We start from the raw sequence: 14,303 nt of genomic DNA, 5'->3' as shown, positions 1-14,303 counted from the left end.
GCCGCAGCCCGCCACGGCAGCGCTTGAACACGGCAGCTGCGGCATGACGCGCGCCTCACGCCCAGACCGCGCACGGCGGATCGCCGCCGCCGCATCCGCCGACTGACAGAATCCGGCGATCTCTCAGACGACGTAGCGGATCCATTCGCGCAGCAGCGCCTGCAACGCCGACGCTTTTGCCCTCAGCTCGGCGGTATCGCGGAATTCGACGGTCGCGCGATCCTTGGCCAGCCACCGCAGCAAACCGGCCGGATCGGGAATATCCACGCCGGTCGCTGAAATCGCGTTCTTCTTCGCGCCGAAATGCAGGATCAGGCCCGTGCCCTGCTTCGCGCGCAGGTTCGTCGTCGCGAAGTACTCCGTCGTACGGAAACTCGGCGCGTTCCACTTGATGCCGTCGAGGATGCGGACATCAGCGTCGAGCACGACCCGGCGCAGCTCGACGACGAGTGCCTTGGCCGGATGGTCGAGCGTGGCAAGGAATGCGTCGACGCTCCTGTCTTCCTCAGTTTTCTTGCTGGTCGGTGTGGCCATCTGACGCTCCGCTCAACGTGGGCCGCGAGCATAGCAACGCGCGGCATCGACGCTCGATATGGCGGCATCGCGCAGCGGGGTGCGAAATCCGCCACGCGGCGCTGCCGGCACCGGCACTGCGGCACGAAGCTGGCACCATGGGCCACCGTTTCCGCCAGGACCCTGCCGTGCACGCATCCGAACGCATCGAGACTTTCTATCGCGCCTTCCAGCAACGCGACGGCGCCGCCATGGCCGCCTGCTATACGCCCGACGCGATCTTTCGCGATCCAGCCTTCGACCTGCAGGGCGAACGGGGCGGGGCGATGTGGCGCATGCTCTGCGAACGCGGCAAGGATCTGCGCGTGGAATTCGGTAATGTGCGCGCCGAGGGCGAACGCGGCAGCGCCGACTGGCAGGCCTGGTACACCTTCAGCAAGACCGGCCGCGCCGTGCACAACGTCATCCACGCGGAGTTCCGCTTCCGCGACGGACTTATCTGTGAACATGTGGACACGTTCAATTTCTGGCGCTGGTCACGCCAGGCGCTGGGACCTGCAGGACTACTGCTGGGCTGGACGCCGGCGCTGCGGAACAAGGTGCGCGCGGAAGCCGCGCGCGCGCTGGCCGCCTACCGCTGAACGGCACTACGCCGGCTGGCACGCCTGCAATTCCGCGCGCCGCCCGGACAGGAAATCGATCAGCGTGCGCAGCACAGGCGACAGACGCCGCTCGGTGTAGACCAGGCTTAGCGGCACCGCCTCGCCGATCCACTGCGGCAGCACGCGCTGCAGGCGTCCGGCAGCGACGTCCTCGGCCACGTCGGCCCAGATGCGATAGGCGATGCCGCGCCCGCGCAACGCCCAGCGGCGCACCATTTCCGCGTCGTTGAAGGTCCAGCGCGGCGTGACCGTCACCTCAGACGCGTCCTCGCCACGCTGGAAGGCCCAGCGGTCGGCGGCGCGGTGCTGGCGCATGTAGCACAACGTCTCATGCGCGATGAGTTCCCGCGGATGCTCCGGCGCGCCCCGGCGCGCGACATACGCCGGCGCGGCGCAGGTGACGCGAACGAGCCGCGCGAGCGGCAGCGCGATCAGGCTCGAATCGGTCAGCACCCCGTAGCGCAGGGCGAGATCCACCGGTGCGGCGAAGAAGTCCGCGACGGCGTCGTCGAGGGTGACCTGGAATTGCACCTGCGGATGCTGCTGCGCGAAGTCGTCGAGCCAGCCGGCCAGCCGGTTGCGGCCGAAGTCCGCCGGGGCGGTGATGCGCACCAGCCCCTGTAGCACGCCATCGTCGCGACTGAGCGCCAGCCGGCCGGCCGACAACGCGTCCAGCGCCGCGCGCGCATGTGGCAGATAGCGCTCGCCTTCGGCGCTCAGGCGCAGGCTGCGCGTGGTGCGCAGGATCAGTCGTGTGCCGAGCTGCGCCTCGAGCCGCTTCAGTGCCGCACTCGCGACGGCCAGCGTGATACCCAGCGAACGCGCGGCGTTGCTGAGTTGGCCGCTGTCGGCGCAGGCCACGAACACGGCAATGTCGGATACGGATTCGCTCATGGTTTTGCACCGCAGCATTCGTACGACGGTGCCGCCCTCGGGCCGCGCACCAGATCTCCACAACCCTGGCCAATGCTTCGCATTGGCCGTCCGGCCCGTTGGGCGTTCAGAGCGATGAGAACCTGCGGTTCTGAGCGATCACTCTTCGTCCCGGCCCGTTGGGCGTTCAGAGCGATCAGAACCTGCGGTTCTGAGCGATCACTCTTCACCCCCTTGCTCAAGGGGGCTCCAAAAGCACGGGAACTTTCGAAGTATTTGATGTATTCGGGGTTTCTATCGCGAACACGGTGATGCCCGATACGGGCTCGCTCATTCTCAATCGTCCGTTGATACTGAATCGGCCGGCGCGCCGCTGTTGCGACGATAGCGCCGTCGCTACGCTGCCGATAGCACTGCCCGACATCGAGATCATGAAGCCAGCCGCAGCGATACCCGCTTCCCAATGGACCCGCGCCGCGATCATCGCAATCGCCTGCGGCGCGCTGATCGTCACGCTGAGCATGGGCGTGCGCCAGAGCTTCGGCATGTTCATGCAGCCGATCGGCCGCGAGTTCGGCATCGGCCGCGAATATTTCGGATTTGCGATCGCGGTGCAGAATTTGCTGTTCGGCCTTGCCCAGCCGTTCGTCGGCGCGATCGCGGACCGGTACGGCGTGCGCCGCGTGCTCGTCGCCGGCACGCTGGTCTATGCGGGCGGCCTGCTGCTCGCGGCGTTCGTGCTCGCACCCAGCGGCATCATGGCGAGCCTCGGCGTGCTTGTCGGTCTGGGCCTGAGCGGCACGACGTTCGTCGTCGTGCTGACCGGCGTTGCCCGCCTCGTGCGACCGGAACAGCGCAGCATGGCTTTCGGTCTCGTCACGGCCGGCGGCTCCTTCGGCCAGTTCGCGGTCGTGCCGATCGCACAGGCGCTGATCGCCAGCTGGGGCTGGCGCGAAGCGCTGCTCGGCCTGACCGGCCTGATTCTGATCACGATCATCGCGGCGGCCGGCATACGCCGCCCGCCGATCACGGCCGCATCCATCGCGGCCGATGCCGACGACGGAGGCCTGCGTCGCGCGCTTGCCCAGGCCGCAGCGCATCCGCACTACTGGCTGCTCAATGCCGGCTTCTTTGTCTGCGGTTTCCACATTGCGTTCATAGCGACGCATTTCCCAGCCTATCTCGTCGACCAGGGCATTGCCGCGAGCGTCGGCGCGACTGCGCTGGCCCTGGTCGGCCTGTTCAACATCGCCGGTTCCTATCTGTTCGGCCTCTGGGGCGGGCGCTACTCGCGGCCGCGCCTGCTCGCGGCGCTCTACGCAGCGCGCGCGCTCGCGATCGCGATCTTCCTGCTCGTGCCGCTGAGCGCGTTCTCCGCGCTCGCCTTCGCCGCGGTGTTCGGTTTTCTGTGGCTCGGCACCGTGCCGCTGACCAACGGCGCCGTGGCCAGTCTGTTCGGCGTTCGCTACTTGTCCACCTTGTACGGCATCGTGTTCCTGAGCCATCAGATCGGCAGTTTCCTTGGCGCCTGGGTCGCGGGCCGACTCTACGACACCACGGGCAGCTATGGTCCGGTATGGATCGCCAGCATCGCGCTCGGTTTTCTCGCCGCCGGCGTGAGCTACTTCACGCGCGATGAACCCGCGGCATCGACACCATCGCTGCGGCCCGCGGCATCGACGCCGTGATGCACGCGCTGTCCTGGCGCCGCGTTGCGCTGTCGTCCGTCGCGCTGTTGGCGGCGCTGCTGCTCGCGACGCTCTGGCTGCGATGGGGCGAAACCATCTTTGCGCGACAACTTGGAGCGATGCTGTGCTGAAACCCGTCACGCCAGTCGATCCGCGCGCCCTTGCCGCGAGCCTGCAGGAACTGTGGTCGCCGCGCGTCATCGGCGAACTCGACGACAGCTACATCAAGGTCGCCAAGATCCACGGCGAGCTGGTCTGGCACAGCCATGATGCGCAGGACGAACTGTTCTTCGTGTTGCAGGGACGGCTGCGCCTGCGCCTGCCGGACCGGGACGTGGAACTCGGCCCCGGCGAACTGTTCGTCGTGCCCAGGGGCGTGCAGCACCTGCCCGTCGCGGAGCAGGAATGCCTGGTGCTGCTGATCGAGCACAAGGCGACCGCGCATACGGGCGACACGCAGACCGCGCAGACGCGCAGCCTCGCCGACCAGTTGCGCGCCATCGGGTAGCGCGCCACGCCTGCGCTATTCTGCCCATTCCCCCTATGCTCGGACCCGTTTGCCGTGGCCCTGATGATCCTGCTGCTGATCCTGTTCGCGGCGGTGGCCGTGTTCCTGATCCTCGTCATCGGCTTCATGCTGCTGCTCGCGGTCGGGACCGACATCGCCCTCGGCGTGGCCGTGCTGATGTTCATCGGGCTCAGCGCGCTGGGCGGGCTGGCCCTGAGCGCGATCTCACGCCAGATGACCACACCGCGCTGGAGCTGGCCCGTCGCTAGCGGTCTGTTCGCGCTGGTGACGGCGGTCGAATTCGGCATTTCGTTGCTGATCTCGAGCCGCTAGCCAGCGGCTCGAGATCAGCGCAGATCGCGGCCCGCGCGCGCCGCTGGTTTTGCCGCTGTCGTCCGGTCGGCCGGTGCTACAGGGTCATGCCGTGTCGTGCGGCGGCCGCAATGGCTATGCTTGGGCGCTCATCCGCTGCCGGTGCCGCCCATGCTCCGTAACGCCGTCCTGTTCGCTGCCCTGCTGTCCGCCGCGGGCGCGGCCTCCGCCGCCGTCGACAATCTGCGTACCGTCGCCGAACAATCCGGCTTCAAGCGCACGGGCCGCTACGACGAAGTCATCGATCTCTGCGCGCGCTTTGCCAAGGCCTGGCCCGACGCGGTGCGCTGTGACGAATTCGGCCGCACACCCGAAGGGCGTCCCCTGCTCGCGTTGGTCGCGACCACGAGCGGCGCACGCACGCCCGAGGCGGCGCGCGAGCAAGGCATTCCGGTCAGCCTGTTCCAGGGCGGCATCCACGCCGGCGAGATCGATGGCAAGGACGCAGGTTTCCTGCTCCTGCGCGAGATCCTCCAGGGCAAGGCCGGCAAGGGCCTGCTCGACAAGCAGGTCATGGTGTTCGTGCCGGTATTCAACGTCGACGGGCACGAGCGCTTCGGCGCCTGGAACCGGCCCAACCAGCGCGGCCCCGAGCAGATGGGCTGGCGCACGACGGCGCAGAACTACAATCTGAACCGCGACTACCTGAAAGCCGATGCGCCCGAGATGCAGGCCATGCTCGCGCTCATGGGGCGCTGGGATCCGACCATCTATGTCGACCTGCACGTCACCGACGGCGCCAAGTTCGAGCACGACGTCGCCATCCAGGTCGAGCCGCTGTATTCCGGCGACGAGGAACTGCGCAAGCTCGGCCGCGACCTGCGCGACCAGACGCTGGCGCGCCTGAGCAAGCAGGGTTCGCTGCCGCTGGGTTTCTATCCCTCATTCGTCAACACCGACGACCCGACCTCGGGCTTCGCCGACGGTGTCGCGCCGCCGCGCTTCTCGACCGGCTACGTGCCGCTGCGCAACCGCTTCGCCATGCTCGTCGAGACGCATTCGTGGAAGCCGTATCCAGTGCGCGTGAAAGTGACGCGCAACACCATGCTCGACGTGCTGCAGCTCGTCAGCGAACGCGGTAGGGACTGGCGCACCGAGCAGCTGACCGCCGACGAGCGCGCCGCGACGCTCGGCGGTACGCGCGTCGCGCTGGACTACAAGGCCAGCGACACCGCGCGCGAAATCGAATTTCGCGGCTATGCGTATACGCGTACGCCGTCGGAAATATCCGGTGCACTGATGACGCGCTATGACGAGCGCAAGCCGCAGATCTGGAAAGTGCCGCTGCGCGACGACGTGCAGCCGGGCACCCAGGTGGAAGTACCGAAGGCCGGCTACCTCGTACCGGCGGCGTGGGCGACGCTCGTCGCCGCCAAGCTCGACGCCCATGGCGTGGCCTATCGGCGAGTGACCGACCCGCTGTCACGAATGGCCCTGCAGACGTTCCGCGCCAGCGCCGCGCGCTTTGCGGCACAGTCGAGCGAGAATCATCAACGCGCGACGCTGCAAGGCGAATGGCAGGGCGAAACGCGGGACCTCGCCGCCGGCGCGCTCTATGTGCCGCTGGCCCAGGCGCGCTCGCGCATCGCCGTCGCCCTGCTCGAACCGCAGGCGCCCGACTCGCTGGCCGCCTGGGGCGCGTTCAACGGCGCGTTCGAGCAGAAGGAATACATGGAGGAATACGTCGCCGAGGACGTCGCGCGCGAACAGCTCAAGCGCGATCCGAAACTCGCCGAGGAATTCCAGCGCAAGCTCGCGAACGAGCCCGAGTTCGTCAAGGACAGCAACGCCCGCCTGCAGTTCTTCGCGCGCCGGCATGCATCCTGGGACGAGCAGTTCAATCTCTATCCGGTGTTTCGCGTCGATCGCGCGCCGGAGTGAGGACCTGTCGCATCGGCTCGAGACCGGCGAAAACGGGCACGGTGGGCGCCGACGCGCGGAGCGCGGGTTCCCAAGGCGTCTGCGCGACGCTCAGGCCAGCAGATCGCCGTGTTCGGGATGCCGTTCGAACCAGACCCGCGCGTACGAGCACAGCGGCGCGATCGTCCAGCCCTCCGAGCGCGCGGCCGCGACGGCCGCTTCGGTCAGCGATGCGGCGACGCCGCGTCCGCCGACTTCGCTGGGCACGCCGGTGTGGACGATGCTCATGCGATCGCCGCTGAGTTCGTAGTCGAGCACGCAGCGGTAGCCATCGACCTCAGCCCGGAAGCGCCGTGCGGCGCGGTCGTGGTGTACGGAAACATCCATGAGCAGCACTCTGGCGACGGTCCGCGCGAACGCTACACCGGCGACCTGGGCCAGGACAATGCTCAAGAGCCCGGTCTCGGGTTTCCGCGCGCCGCCACGCCCGCGCCGGCCTCGGCCGCGTCGAGCACATCCGCTGCACACCCGCGCCCGCTACACTGAAACGCATGTCCGAGCCCTCCTGCCTGCCACACGCCGGTCCCGCCTCACCCTGGCGCCGCATGGCTGAACAAGCCTTCAGCCGGGCCGCCGGTGCGCCGCTGATCGGAGGCAACCAGGTCGATCTGCTGATCGACGCCGCCGCGCATTTCGCGGCCTGGGAGCGCGATATCGCCGCCGCGCGGCGTTCAATATTTCTGGAAAACTACATCATTCGCAACGACGAGGTCGGGCGGCGCATACGTGACGCGCTCGCCGCCAGCGCCACCGCCGGCGTCGCGGTCTGCGTCGTGCGCGACTGGCTGGGTTGTCTGGGGCTGGACGGTAAACGCTTCTGGCAGCCGTTGCTGGATGCCGGCGGCGAAGTGCGTTCGTACAACCCGGCGCGTTTTTCCAGCCCGTTAGGCTGGATCAGCCGTGATCATCGCAAGCTGCTCGTCATCGACAACGAGCTGGCCTGCATCACCGGGGTCTGTGTGTCGCAGAAATGGCTGGGCGATCCGGCCCGGAAGATCCCGCCCTGGCGCGATACCGGCGTCAGTCTGCGCGGCCCCGCCGTTGCCGAGCTCGTGCACGTATTCGCCGAGCTCTGGGCGCAGTTGGGTGAGCCGCTGCCCGGCGAACTGCTGCAGACCTCGGCGGTGATCGTCGGCGACACCGACGTGCGCGTGATCGCGACCCAGCCCAGCACGGCCGGGCTGTTCCGCCTCGACCAGCTCATCGCGGCGATGGCGCGCGAACGGCTGTGGCTGTCGGATGCGTATTTCGTGGGCCTGGCGCCCTACGTGCAAGCCCTGGCCTCCGCCGCGCGCGACGGCGTCGATGTGCGCCTGCTCGTACCCGGCACCAGCGACATTCCCGCGGTCGCACGCATGTCGCAGGCTGGCTACCGGCCGCTGCTCGAAGCCGGCATCCGCGTATTCGAGTGGAAGGGCTCGATGATGCATGCGAAGACCGCCGTGGCCGATTCGCGCTGGGCGCGGGTCGGCTCGAGCAATCTCAATATTTCGAGCTGGCTCGGTAACTGCGAGATCGACCTCGCGGTCGAGGACCGCGACTTCGCCGCACAGATGGAACGCCAGTACCTCATCGATCTCGACAACGCGACCGAGATCGTGCTGAAGAAGCGCAAAGTCCACAAATCCGCAAAAAGCGGCATACGGCCGCAGGGCGGCAGCTCCAGCCGCGCCGCCGCGGGGGTCATGCGTCTGGCTCACAGCGTCGGCACGGCGCTTGGCAATCAGCGCGTGCTCGGTCGCGCCGAGGCGGGCTCGCTGCCATGGGTCGCGCTGAGCCTGCTCGCGCTGACCTTGGTCGGCCTGCGCTGGCCCTGGGTGCTGGCCTGGCCGATGAGTATAGTGATCGGGCTGCTGGGCCTGAGTCTGCTGACGCGCTACGTGCAGACGTGGCGGCGCGGCCGCGCCGCCGCGCGCAAGGAAGAACGCAGGAAAACCGGCAAGGTGCCTCGTGAGTCCGGGTCAGAGCACCGCGCCGGCGAAATCGAAGTCGAAGTCGCCCAGCCAGTCGCACACCACGACGCCGTTGGCGTAGTGGGCGCCGCCCCGCAGCAGCTCCCCGATGTCGTTCATGTCGTTGACGCCAGTCGCGATGACGATCTTGCCGAGGCCGCGCACGCTGGCGAAGCGCTGCGCCATCGTCGCCCAGGGTGAGCCGTTTGCGACCGGCACCACCGGGCGCTCGAAGCGCACGACATTGAACGCCGCATGCTGCAGCCAGCGCTGTGCGCGCTCCGAATCGTCATTGGCACGCAGGCAGAAGCGCGCGCCGACCCGCTGCAGCGTCTCGATCGAGCCGTCGTTGGGCTGCTGCTCGATCAGGTCGGCGATATCGAATTCGAGCGCGATCGCCGAAGCCGGCACGGCCTGCGCGCGCAACTCCGTCGCGAGCCACGGCGCGAACGCCGCGTCGAGCAGCGATTCGGCACTGATCGGCAGGAACAGGCGCAGCTCGCCGATATCGCTGCCACGCGCATGCACCTGGCGCAGCGCGAGGCGGATCAGGCGCCTGTCGGCCAGCGTCGCCAGACCCAGGCCGCGCGCCAGCGGCAGGTATTCTTCCGGCTCGATCAGGATGCTCTGCGAACTGCGCGGCGGCTTTAGCTGCATGCGCGCGAGGTATTGCCCGCTGAGGTTGCCGGCCAGCGGCGCGAACGGCTGATAGGACAGCAGTGAATTGCTGGAATCCGCGGTCGTGCGCAGGATCGCGCGGACCAGACGCACACGTGGATCCTCGGTCGCCGCATTCGGATCGCGCAGGTCCAGGGCCACGTCGCCGCCGCCGGACGATTGCAGCGTCAGCGCCAGTTGGCGCACGCGCCGGATCAGGCTTTCGGCGCGGTCGGCCGGGCCGGTCACACGCAGCGCCGACAGGGTGAAGTTCAGCCGCAGTGGATCTTCCGACGACAGCCAGGCGCGCGCGGCCAGGCGCGTGCGCGCCTGCTCCAGCGCCTGGCGCAGCGACAGCTCGTCCTCGCGCTGGGCCAGCGCGAGGAACACGTATTCGCCATACGCGCACAGGGGCCGCGCAAACGGCAGCTCCCCGGCGATCGCCGAGGCGAGCTGCTGCCCCAGCGTGCCGGCGGTGACGAAGCCGACGCGCTCGCGTACCGCGTCGACGTCATCGACCGCGACATAGACAAGCGCCGCACACGCCTCGACTCCGGTCTCGGCCAGGTGCTGCAATTCCTGCAGGAACGCATCGCGGCCCGACAGCGTGCCGCGGCGCTCGCCACGGGCCGAGCCCGCGCTCGCGCTGAGCGTACGTGCGCGGCGTACGCGGCTTTCCACGGTCAGCAGCAGATGACGCGGCTTCACCGGTTTGGTCAGGAAATCGTCGCCGCCCATGGAAATGGCGTCGAAACGCCGGTCGAGATCCTGCTCGCCGGACAGGAACACCACAGGCAGGAACGCGCAGCCGGGCTCGGCGCGGATCATCTGTGCGACCTCGATGCCATTGCCGTCAGGCAGGTAGAAATCCAGCAGCACGAGGTCGGGGTGGAAGTCCTGCAGGGTTTCGATGACTCCGCCAGCGGTCGCGCAGACACGCGTGGTGATGCCCCGGTGGTGCAGCACGGATTCGCAGAACTTGGCCTGCGCCGGGTCATCCTCGACCACGAGCACGCGATAGCCGAGGCTGCGGCGCTGTTCGAGCATTTCCTCGATGCGCGCGAAAATCGCGACCGGATCGCGGCTGGACACCACCGCATCGGCGCCAGCGCGCTGCGCGTACAGCACGCGGGCCAGATCGGCGGCCTCGGACAGCACCAGACAGACCGGCGTATCGCGCTGCGCGTCGCGCGCACGCGCTGCGATTTCGAGCAGGCCGTGCAACTGCGGCACAAAGGCATCGTCGACCAGCAGCACGTCTGGCGGGCTCTCCGCCATCGCCCGGCTCAGGGCATCGATCTGCTCGAACGGACGCACGAGAAAACGCTGCGCGCCCAGGGTCGGCGCGAGCGTGTCGATCATGCGCTCGGGGGCGGCGAGGTAGTGCACCTGACCGCGGACGTGGCTGGCCACGGCACGCTTGGCAGCGCGCGGCGCGCTGCGCGGCGGCGCGGACGACTGGCCCAGGTTGTCGACGAGGCCGGCCAGCGCCTGGCGCTGCAGCGCACTCGGCACGGCGCCGGTCTCGACAAAGGAACACAGGAATACGATGAGTTCGAGCGTCGGCGTGGCGATGTCGCCGAAGGCCTGTGCCTCGGCGTCCGCATTGATCTTCTCGAGTTCCTCGTGCAGCACGCTGGCCTTGGTGCCGTCCCAGCGCTCGCCGAGACTCGTGCGCCATTCGCCGACGAACGCGTCGAGGCGCTGGCGCAGAGCACGCTCGCCGGGGTTTGCGCGCGGCGCAGCCTCGGCTTCGATCGTGGAATCAGCCATTGTCGTTTTCATCACCCCTGATGTGACGCCGTACTATAGCGATTGAAAGGGCCTGGCTGCGTGGCGTCCTGGGCCCGAATCGAAAATGAATGTAGCGCGATGGTATGAAGCGCGTTGCCGCCTCCGATCCGCGCGCCTACACTGCCCGCCCGTCCGGTTTCCTGCCGGCACCGTCACTGTTCACCGATGTCCGAAGACCGCATCGCCTACGCCAGCGGCCGCGCCGTGCTGACGCCGTCGCAACTGACCCGGCGCGCGCGCGATCTGCTCGAGGATACCTTCGGCCTGGTCTGGCTCGAAGGGGAAATCTCCAATTTTTCACGCCCGGCCTCGGGGCATCTGTATTTCAGCCTCAAGGACGGCGGCGCCCAGGTGCGCTGCGCGATGTTCAAGCCCAAGAGCACCTACCTGCGTTTCCGTCCCGCCGACGGCATGCAGGTCCTGGCGCGAGCCCGGGTCAGCCTGTACGAGGCCCGCGGCGAGTTCCAGCTCATCGTCGAACACCTCGAGGAAGCCGGCGAAGGCGCGCTGCAGCGCGAGTTCGAGCGGCTCAAGGCGCTGCTCGCCGCCGAGGGCCTGTTCGCGACGGAGCGCAAGCGCACGCTGCCGCGGTTTCCGCGCCGCCTGGCGGTCATCACCTCGGCGACCGGCGCGGCCGTGCGCGACGTGCTCAGCGTGCTCGCGCGGCGCTATCCGCTGCTGGCCGTGGATATCGTGCCGGTGCCGGTGCAGGGCAAGGAGGCGCCCGCCGCCATCGTGACCGCGCTGCGCCGGGTCGGTGCCGCCGCCCGTCACGACGCGATCCTGCTCGCCCGCGGCGGCGGCTCTATCGAAGACCTGTGGGCGTTCAACGACGAAAGCGTGGCGCGCGCGATCCACGCCAGTGCCCTGCCCGTGGTCAGCGCGATCGGCCACGAGACCGATTTCACCATCGCCGATTTCGTCGCCGACCTGCGCGCCCCCACGCCGTCGGCCGCGGCCGAGCTGCTCGTGCCCGACATGATCGAGCTGTCGCGCCAGTTGCAGCAGCGACAGCAGCGCCTGCATCTGCTGCTGCAACGCCGCCTGCAGCGGCGCCAGCAGGAAGTCGACCGTCTGCACGCGCAATTGCAGGCACGCAGCCCGACGCAGCGACTGCAACTGGGCGAAAGCAGGCTCGGCGCCTTGCGCCTGCGCCTGCAGCATGCGCAGCAACGCACGCAGCAACGCGCCCGCGAACGGGCCGCCAACCTGCAGACGCGCCTGCTGCGCCAGGCGCCGGAGCAGCGCCTGCAGCGCGCACGCCTCGCCCTCGCGCACCAGCGCCAGCTGCTGCAGCACCGCCTGCGCGGCGGTCTGGACACGCGCCGCGCGCATCTCGCCGAACTCGCCCGCGCGCTGCATGCGGTCAGCCCGCTGGCCGTGCTCGCGCGCGGCTATGCCCTGCTGCAGGACGAGAGCGACGGCCGCGTGATCCGCAGCAACCTCGATACCCGCCGTGGCGCCCGCCTGCGCGCGCGACTGGCCGAGGGCGAACTGCACCTGCGCGTGGAATAGCCTCGCAGGCGCGACATCGGGCGCGCCGGTGCGATTGACCGCGCCGGAAGCGGCGCACAGAATCGGCGGACGCAACGCAGGAGCGCGTCATGAAAGCGTCGGACCTGTTCGTGAAAGCGCTGGAAGCCGAAGGCGTGGAATACGTATTTGGCATCCCCGGGGAAGAAAACCTCGATCTGCTCGAATCGCTGCGTACCTCCTCGATCAAGCTGATCCTCACGCGGCATGAACAGGTCGCCGGCTTCATGGCCGCGACCTACGGCCGCCTGACCGGCCGCGCCGGCGTCTGCCTGGCCACGCTCGGTCCCGGTGCGACGAATCTCGTGACGCCCGCTGCCTACGCCAATCTCGGCGGCATGCCGATGCTGATGATCACCGGCCAGAAGCCGGTCAAACTGTCCAAACAAGGACATTTCCAGATTGTCGACGTGATCGACATGATGAAGCCGCTGACGAAGTACACGCGGCAGATCGTCTCGGCCGACAACATCCCGGCCCGCGTGCGCGAGAGCTTCCGCCGTGCCGAGGAGGAACGCCCCGGCGCGACGCACCTGGAACTGCCCGAGGACATCGCCCGCGACGACACTGACGCGATGGTGCTCCCGACCAGCTACCACCGCCGCCCGATCGCCGACGACAAGGCCGTCGCCCATGCGGCCAACGCGATCCGCCAGGCCACGCGGCCGCTGCTGATGATCGGCGCCGGCGCGAACCGCAAGACCTGTTCCAAGATGCTGCGCGAGTTCGTCGACCACACCGGCATCCCGTTTTTCACCACGCAGATGGGCAAGGGCGTCATCGACGAGCATCATCCGCTGTGGCTCGGCAACGCGGCGCTGAGCGACGGCGACTTCGTGCACCGCGCGATCGAGCAGGCCGACTGCATCGTCAACTGCGGCCACGACGTGATCGAGAAGCCGCCGTTCTTCATGCGCCGCGGCCTGCGCACCGTCATCCACGTCAATTTCTCCAGTGCCGAGGTCGACACGGTCTATTTTCCGCAGATCGAAGTGGTCGGCGACGTTGCCAATTCGATCTGGCAGCTGCAGCAGGCGCTGCAGCCGCAGGCGCACTGGGACTTTTCCTGGTTCGACACGGTGCGCACGCATCTGGAGTCGCACCTGTGCAAGGGCCACGACGACGCGCGCTTCCCGATGCATCCGGTGCGCCTCGTCGCCGACGTCCGCTCTGTCATGCCCGACGACGGCATCCTGTGCCTCGACAACGGCATGTACAAGCTGTGGTTCGCGCGCTACTACCGCTCGCGCCAGCCCAACACGGTGCTGCTCGACAACGCGCTCGCGACGATGGGCGCGGGCCTGCCCTCGGCGATGGCAGCCCGGATCGTGCACCCGCGGCGCAAGGTCGTCGCGGTCGCCGGCGACGGCGGCTTCATGATGAACTCGCAGGATCTGGAAACCTGCGTGCGCCTGGGCCTGGACCTGACCGTACTGCTGCTGCGCGACGACGCCTACGGCATGATCAAGTGGAAACAGGCACATATGGACTTTCCGAACTTCGGCATGGACATGGGCAACCCGGACTTCGTCCGCTATGCGCAGTCCTACGGCGCGCACGGCCACCGGCCCGCGTCCAGCGCCGAATTCGCGCCGCTGCTGCAGCAGTGCCTCGACACGCCGGGCGTTCATCTGATCGACGTTCCGATCGACTATTCCGACAACGACCGCGTGCTCAACCGCGAGATCCGCGAATTGAGCCGCGCAATCTGAACAACGAGCCCTGCGCCTGAAGGGGGTGAAGGACGATGGCTTGAAGCCGACGGCTCTTATCGTCCTGAATGCCCAACGGGCCGGAGGGCCTTCCAGGCTCCTGACCATCGGCCGCTACA

Annotated in this window: 12 protein-coding genes and 1 pseudogene; 9 read left to right on the top strand and 4 right to left on the bottom strand. The window is 68.2% G+C overall.

Annotated features, from left to right (window positions below; all coding sequences use genetic code 11):
• Positions 1–123 precede the first annotated feature (123 nt).
• Positions 124–534, bottom strand: a complete 411-nt coding sequence (locus RUU78_RS21345; protein WP_313919701.1) for a DUF1801 domain-containing protein — start codon at positions 532–534, stop codon at positions 124–126.
• A 167-nt stretch (positions 535–701) separates the two neighbouring features.
• Here RUU78_RS21345 and RUU78_RS21340 point away from each other — a divergent pair, with 167 nt between their 5' ends.
• Positions 702–1,154, top strand: a complete 453-nt coding sequence (locus RUU78_RS21340; RefSeq protein WP_313919700.1) for a nuclear transport factor 2 family protein — start codon at positions 702–704, stop codon at positions 1,152–1,154.
• A 6-nt stretch (positions 1,155–1,160) separates the two neighbouring features.
• On the opposite strand, the gene RUU78_RS21335 is transcribed toward RUU78_RS21340, so the two are convergent.
• A complete protein-coding gene (locus tag RUU78_RS21335; protein WP_313919699.1) occupies positions 1,161–2,069 on the bottom strand; it encodes a LysR family transcriptional regulator in 909 nt (302 codons plus the stop codon).
• A gap of 410 nt (positions 2,070–2,479) precedes the next feature.
• Between RUU78_RS21335 and RUU78_RS21330 the strand changes: the two genes are divergently transcribed.
• The 5 genes from RUU78_RS21330 (at position 2,480) to RUU78_RS21310 (ending at position 6,497) form a co-directional block, all read left to right on the top strand.
• On the top strand, positions 2,480–3,736 hold the full coding sequence (locus RUU78_RS21330; protein ID WP_313919698.1) for an MFS transporter: 1,257 nt from the start codon (positions 2,480–2,482) through the stop codon (positions 3,734–3,736).
• Positions 3,736–3,867: a hypothetical protein gene (locus RUU78_RS21325; protein ID WP_313919697.1), complete on the top strand. Its 132-nt coding sequence runs from the start codon at positions 3,736–3,738 to the stop codon at positions 3,865–3,867. The genes RUU78_RS21330 and RUU78_RS21325 overlap by 1 nt, the downstream gene beginning before the upstream one ends.
• A complete protein-coding gene (locus RUU78_RS21320; RefSeq protein ID WP_313919696.1) occupies positions 3,861–4,244 on the top strand; it encodes a cupin domain-containing protein in 384 nt (127 codons plus the stop codon). The genes RUU78_RS21325 and RUU78_RS21320 overlap by 7 nt, the downstream gene beginning before the upstream one ends.
• 54 nt (positions 4,245–4,298) lie before the next feature.
• Positions 4,299–4,577 (top strand): hypothetical protein, encoded by a 279-nt coding sequence (locus RUU78_RS21315; RefSeq protein ID WP_313919695.1) that lies wholly within the window; start codon positions 4,299–4,301, stop codon positions 4,575–4,577.
• A 150-nt stretch (positions 4,578–4,727) separates the two neighbouring features.
• Entirely contained in the window at positions 4,728–6,497 is a 1,770-nt protein-coding gene (locus tag RUU78_RS21310; protein WP_313919693.1) for a M14 family metallopeptidase, read from the top strand.
• Positions 6,498–6,587: 90 nt separating this feature from the next.
• On the opposite strand, the gene RUU78_RS21305 is transcribed toward RUU78_RS21310, so the two are convergent.
• A complete protein-coding gene (locus tag RUU78_RS21305) occupies positions 6,588–6,929 on the bottom strand; it encodes a GNAT family N-acetyltransferase (protein ID WP_313919692.1) in 342 nt (113 codons plus the stop codon).
• 152 nt (positions 6,930–7,081) lie between these two features.
• On the opposite strand from RUU78_RS21305, the gene RUU78_RS21300 reads away from it, so the two are divergent.
• On the top strand, positions 7,082–8,689 hold the full coding sequence (locus RUU78_RS21300) for a phospholipase D-like domain-containing protein (protein WP_313919691.1): 1,608 nt from the start codon (positions 7,082–7,084) through the stop codon (positions 8,687–8,689).
• Here the strand turns inward: RUU78_RS21300 and RUU78_RS21295 are convergent.
• Positions 8,615–10,192: pseudogene (locus tag RUU78_RS21295) on the bottom strand (response regulator); the annotation flags it as partial. The gene RUU78_RS21300 and the pseudogene RUU78_RS21295 overlap by 75 nt on opposite strands.
• A gap of 912 nt (positions 10,193–11,104) precedes the next feature.
• Between RUU78_RS21295 and xseA the strand changes: the two are divergent.
• The gene (gene xseA, locus RUU78_RS21290) at positions 11,105–12,454 is read left to right on the top strand and encodes an exodeoxyribonuclease VII large subunit (protein WP_313919690.1); all 1,350 of its coding nucleotides are present in this window, start codon (positions 11,105–11,107) and stop codon (positions 12,452–12,454) included.
• Positions 12,455–12,543: 89 nt separating this feature from the next.
• Positions 12,544–14,184: an acetolactate synthase large subunit gene (locus tag RUU78_RS21285; RefSeq protein WP_313919689.1), complete on the top strand. Its 1,641-nt coding sequence runs from the start codon at positions 12,544–12,546 to the stop codon at positions 14,182–14,184.
• The last annotated feature ends 119 nt before the right edge of the window (positions 14,185–14,303 follow it).

It is taken from the genome of Tahibacter sp., from assembly GCF_032229445.1.
Classification (GTDB): Bacteria; Pseudomonadota; Gammaproteobacteria; order Xanthomonadales; family Rhodanobacteraceae; genus Tahibacter.
The sequence above is the reverse complement of the archived record's forward strand: the minus strand, read 5'-3'. Positions and strand labels throughout refer to the sequence as shown.

Bases quoted from the DNA above. Each gene is read 5' to 3' on its own strand.
- RUU78_RS21345 (WP_313919701.1), bottom strand. From the start codon at position 534: ATGGCCACACCGACCAGCAAGAAAACTGAGGAAGACAGGAGCGTCGAC.
- RUU78_RS21335 (WP_313919699.1), bottom strand. From the start codon at position 2,069: ATGAGCGAATCCGTATCCGACATTGCCGTGTTCGTGGCCTGCGCCGAC.
- RUU78_RS21330 (WP_313919698.1), top strand. From the start codon at position 2,480: ATGAAGCCAGCCGCAGCGATACCCGCTTCCCAATGGACCCGCGCCGCG.
- RUU78_RS21325 (WP_313919697.1), top strand. From the start codon at position 3,736: ATGCACGCGCTGTCCTGGCGCCGCGTTGCGCTGTCGTCCGTCGCGCTG.
- RUU78_RS21310 (WP_313919693.1), top strand. From the start codon at position 4,728: ATGCTCCGTAACGCCGTCCTGTTCGCTGCCCTGCTGTCCGCCGCGGGC.
- RUU78_RS21300 (WP_313919691.1), top strand. From the start codon at position 7,082: ATGGCTGAACAAGCCTTCAGCCGGGCCGCCGGTGCGCCGCTGATCGGA.
- xseA (WP_313919690.1), top strand. From the start codon at position 11,105: ATGTCCGAAGACCGCATCGCCTACGCCAGCGGCCGCGCCGTGCTGACG.
- RUU78_RS21285 (WP_313919689.1), top strand. From the start codon at position 12,544: ATGAAAGCGTCGGACCTGTTCGTGAAAGCGCTGGAAGCCGAAGGCGTG.